Origin of the sequence: Subsaximicrobium wynnwilliamsii (assembly GCF_007997225.1) — a bacterium.
Taxonomy (GTDB): domain Bacteria; phylum Bacteroidota; class Bacteroidia; order Flavobacteriales; family Flavobacteriaceae; genus Psychroserpens; species Psychroserpens wynnwilliamsii.
Genome location: NZ_VORM01000002.1, coordinates 1 through 15,942 on the forward strand (window position 1 = coordinate 1; position 15,942 = coordinate 15,942).

A 15,942-nucleotide genomic window follows, 5' to 3' on the forward strand; every position below is an offset into this window, starting at 1 on the left:
TAACCTCTAACCTCTAACCTCTAACCTCTAACCTCTAACCTCTAACCTCTAACCTCTAACCTCTAACCTCTAACCTCTAACCTCTAACCTCTAACCTCTAACCTCTAACCTCTAACCTCTAACCTCTAAAACACCATCTTACGCTGTCTTACCAATAGCCAAACCACTACAGGCGCGCCAATCAAAGAGGTGATGGCATTTATGGGCAAGGTATAATCACTGGTTGGCAATTGCGCGATGCTGTCGCAAACCAACATCACGATAGCGCCAAACAAAAGCACTGCCGGCAACAATATTTTATGGTTTGCACTTTTGAAAATCTGTCTTGTGAGATGGGGGATGGCTAAACCTATAAAAGCGATTGGTCCTGCAAAAGCGGTAATTGTTCCTGCCAAAAGACTGGTGGCTATAATGATGAGCATGCGGCTTTTTTTGATGTTCAAGCCGAGGCTTTTGGCATAATTCTCTCCCAATAAAAAGGTATTGAGCGCTTTGATGGACCCTATGGAAATGAACATGCCAACGACATAGATTCCGAAGAAAATGAGAAGTTCATGCCAAGACAGATTGCCCAGACTCCCAAATCCCCAAAAAATGTAGCGTTGCAATTCTTCCGCAGAACTAAAATAGGAAAGCACACTCACAATTGCCGTGGTAATACTGCCAAACATGAGGCCGATAATCAAGATGGCCATGGTATCACGCACTTTTGATGAGACCAGCATCACTGCCAAGAGCACAATGAAACTGCCCAGACTGGCTGCAATGACGAGACTCCATTTTGACATCAGTAGAGTTCCAAAAATGCCACCAAACAAACCAGAGCCCAAAATTACCATAGCCACGCCCAAACTAGCACCAGAACTAATGCCTAAAACATAAGGCCCTGCCAACGGGTTTCTAAAAAGCGTTTGCATCAACAAACCAGAAACGCCCAATCCCGAACCCACCAAAATAGCGGTAAAGGCTTTGGGCAGGCGATAATCTTGAATGATGTATTGCCAAGATTCATTTTCAGAGTTTCCAAAAATACTTTTGAAGACCTCTTCCAAAGGAATGGAAACGGAACCTAAACTGATATTCATCAAAAAACACAGCAGTAAAACTGCTGAAAGTAAGAGGAATGAATTGGATGTTTTGGTTTTCATTGGTGCTTTGTAACAACCTGTGAGATCTAATATTGGTCTAGAAATTGCCGTTATTTCATTTTCCGGAAAAAGTTCAATTCATAGTCTTCCAAAAGCTCTGGATGTCCGATTTTTATCATGTCTTTCAATACTAGATCTGGTCTTGCCATACCCAATTCATAATAGGTGACCCCTCCTGTGGCGCCAACCGTGCTTGCAAAAGAATATACCGATTTGTTTTTGTAAGCCTCAAATTGATCATAATGGGTATTCGCTTTTAGCATGGCTTCCAAGCTGGTGTAATACGAAGGGCTTAGCCACAACTCGGCGTTCTTCGCTTTTTGAAAAACCGACTCAAAGCTCAATTCCAAACTGCCTTTGCCTTCAGTATCACGCCATAAATAATTGAGATTGGCATCGTTTAAGAATTGTGCCTCTGGGCTAGTGCCGCTGGGCAAATACCAAACATCTTTGTACATCGCACCTGCCAAAATCGTTGGTACGTGGTTTACTGTTGTCGCTAATTTTTTGGCTTCCTCATAACCAGTCACGATTTGATTGAAAATGGAATCGGCTTTTTTCTGCTTATTGTAAAGCACACCAAAAAATTTAATCCACTCCGCTTTTGCCAAGGGGGATTTTTCCACCCAATCGCCATTGTATATTACTGGTATTCCTGCTTTTGCAATAACATCCATGCTTTTATTGCTTCCATCCACTCCAAAAGCAATGACCACATCTGGTCGAACTTCCAGTAGCACCTCGGTATTGATGCCTTCGTTTTTACCTAATTCCCTCACATGTCCTTGGTCGATTCTGGCGCGTACTTTTTCCGAAGAAATATAGTTTATCCCAGGAAAACCCACTAATGATTGCTCTACGCCCAAAAGTTCAAGCGCAGGAATATGGGTGGTTGAGGTCACGACAATGCTTTGGATGGGTGTGAGCAGCATCCCATCAAAATCCTCTTTATTTAAAGTGATTTTGGCTGCGTTTTCTCTTGGGATAAGGGCGTATTTGTAGCTTTCATCTGCATTTGGCCATGGATTGCTAACATTTAAAACACTGAAATTTTCAAATGTTTTAACTGAAAATCCTTTAGCATAACTCAGCTGTAAGGTTTCATCATTAATTGTTGCTGAAGGTATTTTGCTGTTTTCGGAAGCGTTTGATGACTTATCCGATTTACAGGATAAAAAAGCTATGGCGATAAAGAGACATACGGCTGATTTCAAAAGTTTTGGTTTTAGAGGTTCAAAAGTAAGATTCGTTGCGCTTTTGGATTTCAATGGCCTAAGTGATCCTATAGGATTAACCGACTTGTTTTTCCAAGGCCAGATAATGGATCGTTTTCTCATTATATAAAGGGAAAATCTTGACTTCACAGGCGTATTCGGTTTTGTTTTTCTTATAGTTTGTGATGACTTCTGCAAAAGGCTCATCTTTTAATAGTTTTTTCCTGAATCTATCCTTAATCTGAACATTTGTTTTTGGGCCTTGTAAAAAACGTGGGGTATTTTTTAAGGCTTCACTCTTGATAAAGCCCGTCATTTCTGTAAAGCCATTATTGACCCAAACAATTTTTTGATGTAGATCTGTTAACACCAAAGCTTCAAAATCTTCTTCATGGAAGATTTCGTTGAGGTCATTTGTCCATTTGAACTTCTTACCTAATGCCATGACTTTGGCAATGTCTTCGGCCCTATTGAGATTTTTCAATTTATCGAAATGTCCAGTGCTAAATATATCCCAACTCAACAGCGGCATGGTTTGAAGGTTTTGAGGTGTAATGGCGGTTTCTGCGTGATCATACTCATCTTCATTTAATGTGGAAAGGTAAACGTCCAATCCCATCATATCTGCTAAATTTCTCTTTGCCATCTTTATATTTAGTTTTTAAAAAGAAACTACTCGTTATGAGAATATAAGAGCAGTTTTCTAAGGTTATTTATTAATCTTTTGCTGACTATTTTTCAATAGCCAATTATCAATGCAATATCTAAGCCACTTTCAAGTGAGGACAAATCTATACTATTTGTGTAACTGACCTGTTTTGAAAACAACGTTTTCCCACGCTCGTTGGTCTATCTGTTTTGAATGTGAAAAACCTAATAGCGATAAAGCGGAAAACCCTAGATTTCTAAAGCTAAGGTTCTAATCGCCAAAAGTAAGATTATTTAAGCTTTTGATAGAATCATTGAACAAAATGTTTACTTTTGCATCGAATTTTGGTTCGGCCGTGTCATCATAAACACATTGGTCGATTAAAAGGGAATCAAGTGACTGGATTATTAACTGCTATTTGAGTTAAATTTTGATCTAAAATCTTGAGCTGTACCCGCAACTGTAAGCTGTAAAGCTTGTTATTACCTTCAAAGTCACTGTCGCGCGCTGCGTGATGGGAAGACCAATAACAAGACGCAAGCCAGGAGACCTGCCACTATTTGTAATCACAACTGCTTTCGGGAGAAAGGCGATTGAGCTATGAAACAAATAACAACCCTATTTTTGGCGTTTGCCACTTGTGCTATTGCAATATCACAAACGAGTTTAGACTCCATCCAGAGATTGGATGAGGTGCTCCTTAGTGATGTGAAGTTAACACGTTATGCTTCGGGTTTAAAAATCGAAACCTTAACCGACTCCGTTTTACAAAAAAACAAGCGGTCTTTCACAGATTTGCTACGATACAACTCCAACATTTATTTCAAGGAAAACGGTTATGGGATGGTATCTTCGCCTTCGTTTAGAGGCACAAACGCTTCTCAAACTGCTGTGGTTTGGAACGGTATCAACATCAATTCTCAACTAAACGGACAAACCGATTTTAATCTAATTTCGACATCAAATTATAGCAGCATTAGCATTAGAAGCGGTGGTGGAAGTGTGCAATATGGCAGTGGCGCCATTGGAGGCACAGTGCATTTAAACAATGTTTTGAGTTTTGACACGCATTTTGATAATGAATTGCAATTGGGCTACGGAAGCTTTAATACCAAAAATGCGCATTATAAATTCTCCTACGGAAATAAAAATTGGTCGGCAAATTTTGGGCTAGCTTATCGCGATAGCGATAACGATTATAAATATTTGGGCAGCACTAGAACAAACGAGAATGCAGCCTTCAACAACCTCGATATTAATTTGAATCTGGGTTATGTGCTTTCAGATAAAGATGTGCTCAAAGTGTATCATCAAAATTTTAGGAGTGATCGGGAATTTTCGGCTACGATTTTAGCGCCTTCAAAGAGCAAATATGAATCTGAAGATTACCGCAGTTTGTTGGAATGGGCACATATTGGCAACACGCTTAGTTCTAGTTTAAAGGCAGTGCATTTGTTGGAGCAATTCAAGTATTTTGAAAATAAGGATACCAATAATTTTTCTAAAGGTCAGGCCAACACATGGCAGGTTAAGCACCGTTTGACGAATACATTTTCAAAGCAATTGGAGCTGAGCATCATTACAGATTATAGCTACATCACTGCCGATGGCGATAGTTTTAACGACCCTAAACGGAATGCGTTTTCTGCAACCGCCATTTTAAGTCACAGTCCCACCCAAAACCTACAGTACAATTTAAATGTGAGACAGGATGTGATTTCAGATTTTAAGAGTCCGTTTGTGTTTTCTGGTGATGTGAGCTACCAATTGGCCAGTTTTTACACCCTAAAATTCAATGCCTCCAAAAATTTTAGAGTACCTACCTTCAATGATCTCTATTGGAATCCCGGTGGAAATCTGGATCTAAAACCAGAAGATTCCTGTCAATTGGATCTTGGGCATGAATTCAAGTACCATACCATCGGTCTAAAGCTGAATACATTTTACATCAAGACCTCAAATCTCATCCAATGGCGACCAAATCAGTTTTCAGGCTATTGGAATCCAATGAACATTGCCAATGCCAAACAATACGGATTAGAAGCAGAGCTGGCATTAGAAAGGCAAATTGGGAAACATCGCTTTGATTTCAATCTTAATTATTCGTACACCAAAACGGAGGACTTGGCAAAAAACCAAGCCTTATTTTATGTGCCAATACATATGGCCAATGCAGCTTTGGCTTATAGTCACAAGGATTTTTCAACCTATTATCAGCACCTTTATAATGGTGCGGTTAAGATTATTGGTGGCAGTCTCAAAGGCTTTGATGTTGGCAATCTCGGGTTTGGCTATCGGTTTAAAACCAAGTCAAAACTCAGCTATCAGGCCGATTTTAGCATCGATAATTTATACAATACCTATTACGAAAACGTAGCATTGCGACCAATGCCAAACCGAAATTTTAATCTGAAATTAACTCTAAATTTTTAAAAAATGAACACTAAAACACTTGTATTTCTTTTACTATGTCTAAGCTTATTCTTTGCTTCATGTACCAATGATGATGATGGTATCATTGCCCAACCTAGTGGTGATTATGCGAATGGCTTGTTGATTTCCCACGAAGGTAATTTTGGCCAGGGTAATGCATCCGTCTCCTATGTGTCCTATGATTTTCAAACGGTCGAAAATAATGTATTTAGCAACGTAAATGGCACGCCTTTGGGAGATTCCGCACAAAGCATCGCTTTTGATGGAGATTTGGCCTACATCGTTTTAAACGTATCCAATAAAATCGAAGTGGTTAACCGCTATTCCTTTGAATCTGTCGCGACGATAACTTCTGGTTTGAACAATCCACGCTATATGGCGATTGCTAATGGGAAAGGCTACGTAACTAATTGGGGAGACGGAGGTGATGCAACAGATGATTATCTTGCGGTGATTGATTTATCAAACAATGCAATTACATCCCAGGTCATTTCAGTAGAGGAGGGTCCAGAGAAAATCGTAGGTGACGGAAACAGATTATACGTTGCCCATCAAGGGGGTTTCAGTCAGAACAATATCGTATCCGTGATTGATGCGATGAGCAATTCGGTAAGTGCAACAATTGAAGTTGGCGACGTTCCAAATTCAATGCAATTGGATGCTGCGGGAAATTTATGGGTCTTGTCTGGCGGCAAACCTGCATATACCAATGATGAAACAGCTGGTAAGATTTCAAAGATCAATACGAATACTAATACAGTAACTTCTTTAGATTTTGCTATGACCGAGCATCCCAATCTCTTAAATATAGATAATGGTCAAGTGTATTACTATTTGGCGGGAAGTGTATATAAAATGGATGCCACTGCCATAGCGCTGCCAACTAGTGCTCAACTTACAGGCTTAAATTTCTATGGAATGTTGGTAGAAAATGAGATAGTTTACGGACTTGATGCTGTAGATTTTTCTTCCAACGGAAGTTTAAATGTGTATGATTTAAATACGAATACCGAAGTCGAATCCATTGAGCTGAACATTATCCCTGGCGAAGTTTACTTAAATTAAAAAAACAATTCATTTTTTGTTGCAAAAAAAAAACCATCACAGTCTAAATGCCAGACTGTGATGGTTTTTCGTTTTAATTTGTGTTTTCTATTTTAATCCATTTAAAAAATCATTAGGCGCAACATACATCTCGTTTTCAAAAGGATCTGCCTCAAACTGAACTTCCAGAGTAGGCGAAACATCATTAATGGTTTGATTGAAACGTCCCAAGCCTTGAATATCTGCCAAGGCAGCAGCCAAGAGTGGTTCGTTTTCATTGCCCAAAACGCCAAGGTTTCCAAAATTTTCTTCTAGGCCTATTTGCGGTAATAATCCGTTATCGAAATCAGTAAAACCAACAGAATTTATAGATTTCAAAATCAAAGGCTGCATGGCATAGGTGTGGTTTGGGTTTGCTTCTGTGCGTCTAAAATTAGGCGAATCGTAAAGCGTGGTGGAGGCTTGGTATTTGCCCCTCGTTTTAGTGCCAATTTGTATGACAGTAATGTAAGGGTTGAGTCCGTTGATGACCAGTTCACTTGCCGATGCAGTGTTTTCAGTGGTCAAAACGTAGACTTTATTAAGGTTGAGATGGTTGATGTTCTCTTGAAATACCACTTCGCCATTACCGTTGGTCTTGATCATTTGGTCCACAAAAGGATTCAAGAGGCTCTCAGGATTATTAGCCAAAATTTCGGCTTGGATATCGCTGTTCCACTCTTCACGCACCAACAGGTCGCCAGTAAATTGTCCTGTGATCATTGAGGATAACCAAATCGCCGTATTTACTGAGCCACCGCCATTATAACGTAAATCCAACACCAAATCGCTAATGCCTGCCGATTGGAATTCGCTAAAAACCGCATTGAGTTGTGAGTCAAAAGCGTCGGTGCCTGTAAACCCATTGTACATTAAATAGCCCACGGTTTCATTGCCTACATCAAGCACAGTGTGCAAGTAAACAGGATTTTCGGTATAGGCAGCTTTAGTTAGTGCAATAGTGGTTTCGGTTGGCGTAATTGAGTCATCTGCGATTATAGGTGTGCCATTGTCATTGTAATTACCAAGATTTATGCTGTAGGAGTTCGAAGCTAATAATAGGTTTCTAAAATTATCAATGGTTAAGGCTGTACCATTAACCGCGTAAAAAATATCACCTCTTTTAAGGTTATTCGCTTCTGCGGAAGTGTTTGGGAGCACGTATCTCACATACCCGTAAATTTGGGAATCAGAAGCGTTAAACCGAAACAGGCCAAACTCCATCCCATTGCTAACGCTAGTCCCTTGAAACTGTTGTTCTAATGCAATGTAATCGCGAACAATAACGCTGAAACGGTCTGTGGTCTCTCTTTGGAAGATAAGGCTTTCAAACAAAGCTTCAGGTGCCGAAAAACTGTTGAGATAGCTGGAATAACCTTCATCTGAAGCAAAACGATCATTGGCCAAATCTGGGATCTCATCCTTATAAAGATAAAAAGCATTCATGCCTTTCCATACAAAATCGTTGATGTCAATTGATGAAATAAGATTATCATCGTTATCTTCAAAACAACTGGTAAGGCTGAGGCAAGTGCATAAAATAAGGATATGTTTTAATAGTTTCATACGCAATTTTTCTTTTTAATTTTCCGAAGATAAAATATTTAAATTGTAACTTAAAGTGCTTCTGTTTAATATAAGCGATTTACTCTTTCTATGATCTAATATAGGTATTGTCTTGTAAACTCTCAAATTACCCACATTATTATAAATAAAAACGATTGTAACAAAAGGTATAGCGGCTCGTCGTAATAGTAAGAAGCAGCATAATCACCTGTTTTGAACAAACAAACCACCAATGACACAAACTGATTTCACAAAATTAGTATTGCCTTTTAAAGATAAGGTCTTTCGATTGGCTAAACGCTTGTTGGTTTCTCGCGAAGAAGCCGAGGATGCCACACAAGAGATCTTGATCAAATTATGGAAGAACAATGAAAAAATAAAAGAGTATCGCAACGTAGAGGCTTTTTCAATGACCATGACCAAGAATTTTTGCTTGGATCGGTTAAAATCAAAACAGGCCCAGAATTTAAAAATCGTGCACTCTAATTATCAAGACCACAATGTGTCCTTACAAAAGGATTTGGAAAATAGGGATAGTGTGGATTGGGTCTCAAAGATTATCGAGGAATTGCCCGAACAACAAAAAATAATCTTGCAGCTAAGGGATATTGAGGAATACGACTATGATGAAATCGCCAAAGTGGTAGATATGAATCCCACTGCCATTAGAGTGGCGCTTTCGAGAGCTAGAAAAACAATAAGGGAAAAACTGATAAATACGCATCAATATGGCATTAAATAATATAGAATACTTACTGGAAAAGTACGATAATGGAGAGACGAGCATTGCCGAAGAGCAGCAATTAAAGGCATATTTCGCACAAGATGAGGTAGCGCCGCAATTAGAGTCGTACCGCATAATGTTTCAGTACTTTGATCAAACCAAAAAAGAACAGTTCACTAAAGACGTTCCGCTAGAAACTAAAAAGAGTCACATCTATAAGTGGATTTCTGTCGCAGCAGTAGCAGTTCTTATGATTGGGATTTTAATCCCGAATGTATTTGGAGGTAAAACCTATACGTCTATTGCAGAGTTACCTGCGGAAGAACAGGAAGTTTACCACCAAACCAAAAAAGCCTTGTCGCTTTTGTCCAGCAATTTCAATGATGGCGCAAGCAGTATGAATGCTTTGGGTTTTATGTCTGCCAAATTAAACAAAGGAGCAGAACAAGTGATCCAGGTCAAGGAATTTTCAAAAGCGACAAACAAATTATTAAAAAAGAAACAAACACCTAAACATTAAAAACGATGAAAAATTTAAAAAAATTAAGCTTGATGCTTGTATTTGCATTAATTGGTACTAGTGTTTTTGCACAAAGTATTTTTGATAAATTCGAAGACAAGGATGGCGTAATGAGCGTTGTGGTCAACCAAAAAATGTTCAAAATGCTGGCCACAATGGGCTTGGACGTTGACGATCCCGAGGCGCAAGGTTATATAGAAATGGCCAAGAAGATCACTGGATTGAAAGTCTTTACCACAGGCGATGAAAAAATATCTGCCGATATGAGCGCTACCGTGAACAGTTATTTGAAAAGCTCAAAGCTCGAGGAACTAATGCGCATAAAGGATGGCGACCAAACCGTAAACTTTTATGTCAAAGAAGGCAAAGATGAAAATCACGTCATGGAATTATTGATGTTTGTCAATGGTTTGAAAGGACTTACCAATGGCAATGACATTAGCATAAATGGAGAAAAACGTGAGTTTGAATCTGTGTTGTTGTCACTAACGGGTGATATCGATTTGCGAGAGATTTCCAAATTGACCAGTCAAATGAACATGCCAGGAGGAGAGCAATTGAAAAAAGCAGGTAAAAATAAAAAATAATCATGGCATTATCCACTTCAAAAATACTAGTCCTATTGATTCTGGTCGTAACCTTACAAAGTTGCGACCAAGAACCAACTTTGCAATCCTTCTATGTTGACAACGAACTGTCACAGGGATTTACATCTTTGGATGTGCCCGTGAGTATGTTGAAGATCGATGAGGATGCTTTGACTGAAACACAGAAGGAAGCCTATGAATCGGTTGAAAAACTGAGCATGATTGCTTTTGTGCTTGACGAAACCAATAAAGCGGAGTACGAGATTGAATTTGCAAAAGTACAGACCATTCTCAAAAACCCAAAATATGAAGAGTTGATGCGTGGCGGCAATACTACCGACGGTAAATTCCAAGTCAGTTTTGTGGGAAAGGAGGACAGCGTTGAGGAATTTGTGCTACTGGGTAACTCCAACGAAAAAGGTTTTGCCCTGGTGCGTGTGTTGGGCGATGACATGAACTTAGACAAGATCATGAAACTATCGACCGTGCTTTCAAGTGCTGATATGGACAGCTCGCAATTGGAGGAATTTATGGGGTTTTTTAAGTAGGATTAGACTATTGAAAAAAAATAAAACCATCTCGAGTTCAACTTGAGATGGTTTTTGTTTGTAGTTGTATGAAAGTCTGCAAGCTGCAGGTGGAAAACACCAACATCGTTTTTTTGGTTTTTTATATGCTGAAATGAGAGTGGCTCTTTTTGTTATGTCTTTTAAATTAGACATCAAATCCCAAATCCCAAATCCCAAATCCCAAATCCCAAAACCTTGAATCCTGAACTTGAAACCTTGAATCAATCCCTTCGAGAATGGCGCTCCTTGTATTCTTCAATCAATTTTCGCCTAAACGAGCGTTCAACCTGCATGAGCTTGATGATTTTCGTTGCGGGTAGTACTTTGAGTAAATCATTGACGAGTTTTGATTGTAGTTCTTGCTTGTCATTTTCCAACTGTACCATGTCTAATAACAGGGATTTGGCTTCTGTTTCAGATAAGTCTTCTTGATTTTTCTCTTTTCTTCTTGCGGTCGATTGCTTTCTCAATTGATCTTCTAATGCTTCGTTGGTATTATAAATTGGCCAAAATTTTTGTGCTTCGTTTTCAGTTAGATTTAATTGCTCAGTAATGTGCGCGATTTTTAAAGCTTTGATTTTTTCTTTATCCAGTCTTTGAGCAAAAACGCTTGCTGAAACAAAGAAAATCAGGAGTATGCTGTATGTTGTTTTCATTAGGTTTAATTTAAAATATAGTCTTCAATATCAATGCTGTCAATGAATTCATTGGCGGTATCCTCGCTTATTTTAACTTCAATAAAATCGAATGTGGACAATTCATTTTCCATGAATAAGGTAGCAAGGTCGTCATCTGTGTAATCCTCTTCTTCTAAGTAGTTTTCAATGGCAGCAGTTTCTAAAGTATCAAAAGTTAGTTCTTGAGTGGTATTAAAAAGTATGCTCAGCATTAAAACTAAACACGCCGCAATGGCAATGGCAAAAATAACCTTCGTCCTGTTGTACAGCGGTATGGCCTTATCATTTTCTTCCTTTGGAAGTTGGCCGAGCAAGTGGTCTTCAAAATGCTCGAAATAGCCTTTGGGTGTTGTGAAACCGGAAGCCTCTATTTTCTCTCTTAGGCTTATGTCATTGCAGATCGCCGTCTCAACTTGGTCAAAATATCCATCGGGCACTTTAAAGCCTGAATTTTTGATGCTATGTAAATTATTTTTGGTCATGTCATTCTGGTAATTGCTCCAAATAATGCGAATAGTTTTAAGACTCCAATTAGTACAATTGGTTTAATCCTTGGTTAAATAGGCCTCAATTTTTTTTGTGGCAATATGGTAGGATGCTTTTAAGGCGCCTTCACTGGTTTCTAGAATTTCAGACATTTCCCGGTAACCAACCTCTTGAAAATACCGCATGTTAAAGACCAAGCGTTGTTTTTCTGGTAGGGTGGCAATGGCCTTTTGCAGTTGGAGTTGTATGGCGTTACCTTCAAAATAAACATCTGCTTTTAGGTTATTGATGGCATGGGACTGTAATTCTTCCGAAGAACATTTCAAACGCTTTGCATTTTGCTTGAGGTTTGTGAGCGACTCGTTGGTGGCAATGCGGTACATCCATGAAAACAATCTACTGTCGCCTTTAAATTTATGGATGTTCTTATACACTTTTATGAAGGTGTTTTGAAGCACATCATCGGCATCGTCGTGTGATTTGACAATGTTGCGTATGTGCCAATACAAACGCTCCTTATAAAGGCTTAAAAGTTCTTTAAAAGCCTTTTCCTTGGTGGAAGTTGCAATAAGCCTAGTGATAAGTTCTTCTTCGTTCTCCAAAAAATGCGTTTTGTCTTAGACCATTGAAGATAGGGAAAGTTTAATCCCTCCAGAGGGTTTTATGCCCCGAGGTTATTTATAGAAATTCGTTTTCAATCAAAACTCTGCATGGCCACCAATTTTTTATACACGCCATCCTTAGCCAAAAGTTGGTTGTGTGTGCCTTGCTCGGCGATTTGACCTTTTTGCATCACGATGATTTCATCGGCATTTTGGATGGTGGAGAGGCGGTGGGCTATGATGATGGAGGTTCTGTTTTTCATCATATTTTCCAAGGCCACTTGCACCAAGCGTTCGCTTTCAGTATCTAAAGCAGAGGTCGCCTCGTCCAGGATCATGATGGGCGGATTTTTCAATACCGCCCTCGCAATGCTGAGGCGTTGTTTTTGGCCGCCAGACAATTTGCCGCCAGCATCTCCAATATTGGTCTCGATGCCTTTTGGGAGGTCTTTGACAAATTCCCAAGCGTTGGCTATTTTCAAGGCTTCTATGATTTCTAGATCGGTAGCATCTTCTTTACCAATAAGAATGTTATTTTTTACACTATCATTGAATAATATGGAATCTTGAGTGACCAGCCCCATCAATCCTCTTAAAGAATGTTTGGTCAAATCCCGAATGTCTATTCCATCGATTTCTATGGCGCCATCACTCACATCGTAAAAACGGGTCACGAGATTGGCAATGGTAGATTTCCCGCTGCCCGATTGGCCCACGAGTGCAACACTCTTGCCTTTTGGCACTGTGATGCTAAAGTTTTTAAGCACCAAGTCATCTTCGTATTTAAAGGAAACGTTCTTTAAGGCTATTTGTGATTGGAAGTCGGCTTTTTTAATGGCAGTCGCTTTGTCCTCTAGGTTGTTCTGTGTTTCTAAAATTTCCAATATACGGTCGGCAGCGGCGTTACCAGATTTTACTCTGTAGCTCGCCTTACTTATGGCTTTAGCGGGAGTAAGAATTTGATAAGATAAGGCCATATAACCAATAAAAGCACCGCCTGAAAGTGTTTGCTCCACCATGACCATATTGCCTCCATACCAAAGTAATGCCGCGATGGTTGCTATACCTAAAAATTCACTAGTTGGGGAAGCCAAGTTCTCGCGATTCATTAAGGTGTTTGAAAACTCGTAATAGCGATTTGTAGAGTCTTGAAATTTACCATAGAATCGTTTTTGGGAATTGAATCCATTGATAACTTTCAAGCCTGCTAAAGTTTCTTCCAAAGTAGAAAGAAACACACCTTGTTCTCTTTGAACCTTACCTGATTTTCGCTTTAGACTTTTGCCAATCAAAGAAATGATGAATCCTGCAACGGGAATAAAAAGAAATACAAAAATAGTCAGTTTAGTAGAGATTGCAAACATTGTAATAATGGCAAATATAATCGTTAAGGGCTCTTTGACGATCAGTTCCAACACCGAAAGCATCGAATTTTTTACTTCCGCCACATCGCCCGAAATTCTTGCAATAATATCTCCTTTCTTTTTTTCAGAATAATATGAAATAGGTAAAGTGATGACCTTGAGATACATTTCATCCCTAATATCCCTTAATACACCGTTCCTTAAAAAAGTGATGAAAAAGAGACCTAGATAATTGAAGATGTTTTTCAGTAAAAACATACTAATGATCAAAATGATCATATACAGCAAAGCTTGTTGCGGACCTTCGTTAGTCGTAGTGGTAGTTACAACGTAATTTAGGTAATTTTCAACAAAATTCGTGATGTTTCGAATTCCACCATAAACTGGTTTTTCATATACTTTCTCACTTTCTCCAAAAAGTACATTGATCATAGGCATTAAAGATACCATCGCTAACGTACTGAACAAAGCATAGAAAATATTACAGATGATATTTAAAATGGCATATCGCCGATAGGGGAAAATAAACCGTGAAAGTTTCTTGATATAATCCATTAATCAAGTTTCATGTCTTTCAAAATACCATCTATTCTTGAACCAAGTTCAGCGTCCACATTGTTGTAGTTTTCTGCGGAATCCAATGCAGCATTCACACTGATGTAGAATTTGATCTTAGGTTCGGTGCCACTAGGACGAAGTGCGATTTTACTGCCATCTGCGGTGGTGTAGATCAACACATTTGATTTGGGAATGTCCAGTTTGATTTCTTTACCAGAAATGAGGTTTTTTTCTACAGACAATTCATAATCCTCGATTTTAACAACTTTAGAGCCATTAACACTTTGTAAAGGATTTTCACGAGCATCAATCATCATCTGTTTGATTTCCTGAGCGCCTTCCTGGCCTTTCTTCGTAATGGCCACTAAGCGTTCCTTGTAAAAACCGTGTGTCACATACAGTTCAATTAATTTTTGATACATGGTCTTGCCCTCCGCTTTGGCTTGGGCAGCGATCTCACAGGCCAATAGGGTAGAGGTTACCGCATCTTTATCGCGAACAAAGTCACCCACCATAAAACCAAAACTTTCCTCGCCACCACCAATAAAGTCCAATTCGTGGAAATCATTGATCATTTTGGCGATCCATTTAAAGCCCGTCAATCCAATTTTGCATTCCACATTATAAGCTTCCGCTAAAACGGGCATCATGGGCGTGGATACGATGGTAGTGCCAACAAACTGTTTGCCATTGATTTTGCCTTGTTTCTGCCATTGTTTCAGAAGAAAATCGGTCATTAAGAGCATGGTTTGGTTGCCGTTGAGGATGACCAATTCGTTTGTGAGATTTCTTACCACCACACCCAGACGGTCACAATCTGGGTCTGTGCCAATCACGATGTCGCCATTGACTTGTGCTGCCAGTTCCATCGCCATTTTAAGTGCTTCGGGTTCTTCTGGATTTGGTGAGATCACTGTTGGAAAGTCGCCATTGGGTACTTTTTGCTGTTCAACAAGGTGCACATTGGTATAGCCAGCCCGTTTCAAGGTTTCTGGGACTACGGTAATTGATGTACCATGCAAAGAGGTAAATACGACATTGAGGTCTTGCTTGGCGTTATTTGAAGTGTTGAAGCTTCCGTTTTCAACACACTTGTCGATAAAAACATCATCCACATTTTTACCGATATATTCAATGAGGTCTTTGTTGGCTTCGAATTTTATTTCAGAATAGTCCAAACTATTGATTTCATCCACAATCTTGCTGTCGTGTGGCGGTACCAATTGGCCGCCATCTTGCCAATACACTTTATAACCATTGTATTCTGGCGGATTGTGGGAAGCGGTCAAGACAATACCGCATTGGCAATTTAAATATTTAACGGTAAACGATAATTCTGGTGTGGCACGTAAATCTTCAAACAGATAGACTTTGATCCCATTTGCTGAGAACACATCGGCCACAACTTGCGCCAATGTTTTGCTATTATGTCTACAATCATAAGCTATGGCAACCTTTAGTTCTTCGGCAGGAAACTGCTCATGTAAGTAGTTGCTGAGGCCTTGAGTGTTTTTGCCCAAAGTGTATTTGTTGATGCGATTGGTGCCAACACCCATAATCCCGCGCATACCACCTGTGCCAAAATCAAGATTCTTGTAAAAACTCTCTTCCAGTTCTTTTGGGTTATTGGCCCTAAGATACTTGATGCGGTTTTTGGTGTCTTCGTCAAAAGTTGACGTTAACCATGGATTAATACGATCTAAAAGGTGTTGGGCGGTATTTGTCATGTGATTGAGAATTGAGTTATAAAAGTACGGATTTC

At 39.3% G+C, this 15,942-nt stretch carries 15 protein-coding genes and 1 riboswitch; of the genes, 6 read left to right on the forward strand and 9 right to left on the reverse strand.

The genetic code is table 11. The annotated features are described in order from the left end of the window. Nucleotides 1-125 precede the first annotated feature (125 nt). From ESY88_RS01395 to ESY88_RS01405, 3 genes are all read right to left on the reverse strand, one after another. Nucleotides 126-1,148 carry a FecCD family ABC transporter permease gene (locus ESY88_RS01395; RefSeq protein ID WP_147085073.1) on the reverse strand — a complete coding sequence of 341 codons (1,023 nt, stop codon included), beginning with the start codon at nt 1,146-1,148 and terminating at the stop codon, nt 126-128. 50 nt (nt 1,149-1,198) lie between these two features. Next, a complete protein-coding gene (locus tag ESY88_RS01400) occupies nt 1,199-2,362 on the reverse strand; it encodes an ABC transporter substrate-binding protein (protein WP_223270682.1) in 1,164 nt (387 codons plus the stop codon). Nucleotides 2,363-2,438: 76 nt separating this feature from the next. Continuing rightward, nucleotides 2,439-3,008, reverse strand: a complete 570-nt coding sequence (locus tag ESY88_RS01405) for a PAS domain-containing protein (protein WP_223270683.1) — start codon at nt 3,006-3,008, stop codon at nt 2,439-2,441. Between the two features lie 331 nt (nt 3,009-3,339). Continuing rightward, a riboswitch (cobalamin riboswitch) is annotated at nt 3,340-3,583 on the forward strand. A 28-nt stretch (nt 3,584-3,611) separates the two neighbouring features. On the opposite strand from ESY88_RS01405, the gene ESY88_RS01410 reads away from it, so the two are divergent. Then, nucleotides 3,612-5,444: a TonB-dependent receptor plug domain-containing protein gene (locus ESY88_RS01410; RefSeq protein ID WP_147085075.1), complete on the forward strand. Its 1,833-nt coding sequence runs from the start codon at nt 3,612-3,614 to the stop codon at nt 5,442-5,444. 3 nt (nt 5,445-5,447) lie between these two features. After that, nucleotides 5,448-6,509 carry a YncE family protein gene (locus ESY88_RS01415; protein WP_147085076.1) on the forward strand — a complete coding sequence of 354 codons (1,062 nt, stop codon included), beginning with the start codon at nt 5,448-5,450 and terminating at the stop codon, nt 6,507-6,509. A gap of 87 nt (nt 6,510-6,596) precedes the next feature. On the opposite strand, the gene ESY88_RS01420 is transcribed toward ESY88_RS01415, so the two are convergent. Continuing rightward, nucleotides 6,597-8,093 (reverse strand): S41 family peptidase, encoded by a 1,497-nt coding sequence (locus ESY88_RS01420; RefSeq protein ID WP_147085078.1) that lies wholly within the window; start codon nt 8,091-8,093, stop codon nt 6,597-6,599. Nucleotides 8,094-8,325: 232 nt separating this feature from the next. Between ESY88_RS01420 and ESY88_RS01425 the strand changes: the two genes are divergently transcribed. The 4 genes from ESY88_RS01425 to ESY88_RS01440 are packed head-to-tail and all read left to right on the forward strand — an operon-like array spanning nt 8,326 to nt 10,472. Continuing rightward, nucleotides 8,326-8,835, forward strand: coding sequence for an RNA polymerase sigma factor (locus ESY88_RS01425; protein WP_147085080.1), 510 nt, complete (start codon nt 8,326-8,328; stop codon nt 8,833-8,835). Further along, the gene (locus ESY88_RS01430; RefSeq protein ID WP_147085082.1) at nt 8,822-9,337 is read left to right on the forward strand and encodes a hypothetical protein; all 516 of its coding nucleotides are present in this window, start codon (nt 8,822-8,824) and stop codon (nt 9,335-9,337) included. Before ESY88_RS01425 ends, ESY88_RS01430 begins: the two co-directional genes overlap by 14 nt. Nucleotides 9,338-9,342: 5 nt before the next feature. After that, the gene (locus tag ESY88_RS01435; protein WP_147085084.1) at nt 9,343-9,924 is read left to right on the forward strand and encodes a DUF4252 domain-containing protein; all 582 of its coding nucleotides are present in this window, start codon (nt 9,343-9,345) and stop codon (nt 9,922-9,924) included. A gap of 2 nt (nt 9,925-9,926) precedes the next feature. Continuing rightward, a complete protein-coding gene (locus tag ESY88_RS01440; RefSeq protein WP_147085086.1) occupies nt 9,927-10,472 on the forward strand; it encodes a DUF4252 domain-containing protein in 546 nt (181 codons plus the stop codon). Nucleotides 10,473-10,714: 242 nt separating this feature from the next. Here the strand turns inward: ESY88_RS01440 and ESY88_RS01445 are convergent, their stop codons facing one another. The 5 genes from ESY88_RS01445 to ESY88_RS01465 form a co-directional block, all read right to left on the reverse strand. Further along, the gene (locus tag ESY88_RS01445; protein ID WP_147085088.1) at nt 10,715-11,149 is read right to left on the reverse strand and encodes a hypothetical protein; all 435 of its coding nucleotides are present in this window, start codon (nt 11,147-11,149) and stop codon (nt 10,715-10,717) included. A gap of 5 nt (nt 11,150-11,154) precedes the next feature. Continuing rightward, a complete protein-coding gene (locus ESY88_RS01450; protein WP_147085089.1) occupies nt 11,155-11,652 on the reverse strand; it encodes a hypothetical protein in 498 nt (165 codons plus the stop codon). Between the two features lie 63 nt (nt 11,653-11,715). After that, entirely contained in the window at nt 11,716-12,258 is a 543-nt protein-coding gene (locus tag ESY88_RS01455) for an RNA polymerase sigma factor (RefSeq protein WP_147085091.1), read from the reverse strand. A gap of 92 nt (nt 12,259-12,350) precedes the next feature. Beyond that, nucleotides 12,351-14,177 (reverse strand): ABC transporter ATP-binding protein, encoded by a 1,827-nt coding sequence (locus ESY88_RS01460; RefSeq protein ID WP_147085093.1) that lies wholly within the window; start codon nt 14,175-14,177, stop codon nt 12,351-12,353. Further along, a complete protein-coding gene (locus ESY88_RS01465) occupies nt 14,177-15,907 on the reverse strand; it encodes a phospho-sugar mutase (protein ID WP_147085095.1) in 1,731 nt (576 codons plus the stop codon). The genes ESY88_RS01460 and ESY88_RS01465 overlap by 1 nt, the downstream gene beginning before the upstream one ends. Nucleotides 15,908-15,942 lie beyond the last annotated feature (35 nt).

Coding starts and splice junctions, on each gene's coding strand:
- ESY88_RS01410 (WP_147085075.1), top strand. CDS start 3,612: ATGAAACAAATAACAACCCTATTTTTGGCGTTTGCCACTTGTGCTATT.
- ESY88_RS01425 (WP_147085080.1), top strand. CDS start 8,326: ATGACACAAACTGATTTCACAAAATTAGTATTGCCTTTTAAAGATAAG.
- ESY88_RS01435 (WP_147085084.1), top strand. CDS start 9,343: ATGAAAAATTTAAAAAAATTAAGCTTGATGCTTGTATTTGCATTAATT.
- ESY88_RS01465 (WP_147085095.1), bottom strand. CDS start 15,907: ATGACAAATACCGCCCAACACCTTTTAGATCGTATTAATCCATGGTTA.
- ESY88_RS01430 (WP_147085082.1), top strand. CDS start 8,822: ATGGCATTAAATAATATAGAATACTTACTGGAAAAGTACGATAATGGA.
- ESY88_RS01405 (WP_223270683.1), bottom strand. CDS start 3,008: ATGGCAAAGAGAAATTTAGCAGATATGATGGGATTGGACGTTTACCTT.
- ESY88_RS01395 (WP_147085073.1), bottom strand. CDS start 1,148: ATGAAAACCAAAACATCCAATTCATTCCTCTTACTTTCAGCAGTTTTA.
- ESY88_RS01460 (WP_147085093.1), bottom strand. CDS start 14,177: ATGGATTATATCAAGAAACTTTCACGGTTTATTTTCCCCTATCGGCGA.
- ESY88_RS01450 (WP_147085089.1), bottom strand. CDS start 11,652: ATGACCAAAAATAATTTACATAGCATCAAAAATTCAGGCTTTAAAGTG.
- ESY88_RS01420 (WP_147085078.1), bottom strand. CDS start 8,093: ATGAAACTATTAAAACATATCCTTATTTTATGCACTTGCCTCAGCCTT.
- ESY88_RS01415 (WP_147085076.1), top strand. CDS start 5,448: ATGAACACTAAAACACTTGTATTTCTTTTACTATGTCTAAGCTTATTC.
- ESY88_RS01440 (WP_147085086.1), top strand. CDS start 9,927: ATGGCATTATCCACTTCAAAAATACTAGTCCTATTGATTCTGGTCGTA.
- ESY88_RS01445 (WP_147085088.1), bottom strand. CDS start 11,149: ATGAAAACAACATACAGCATACTCCTGATTTTCTTTGTTTCAGCAAGC.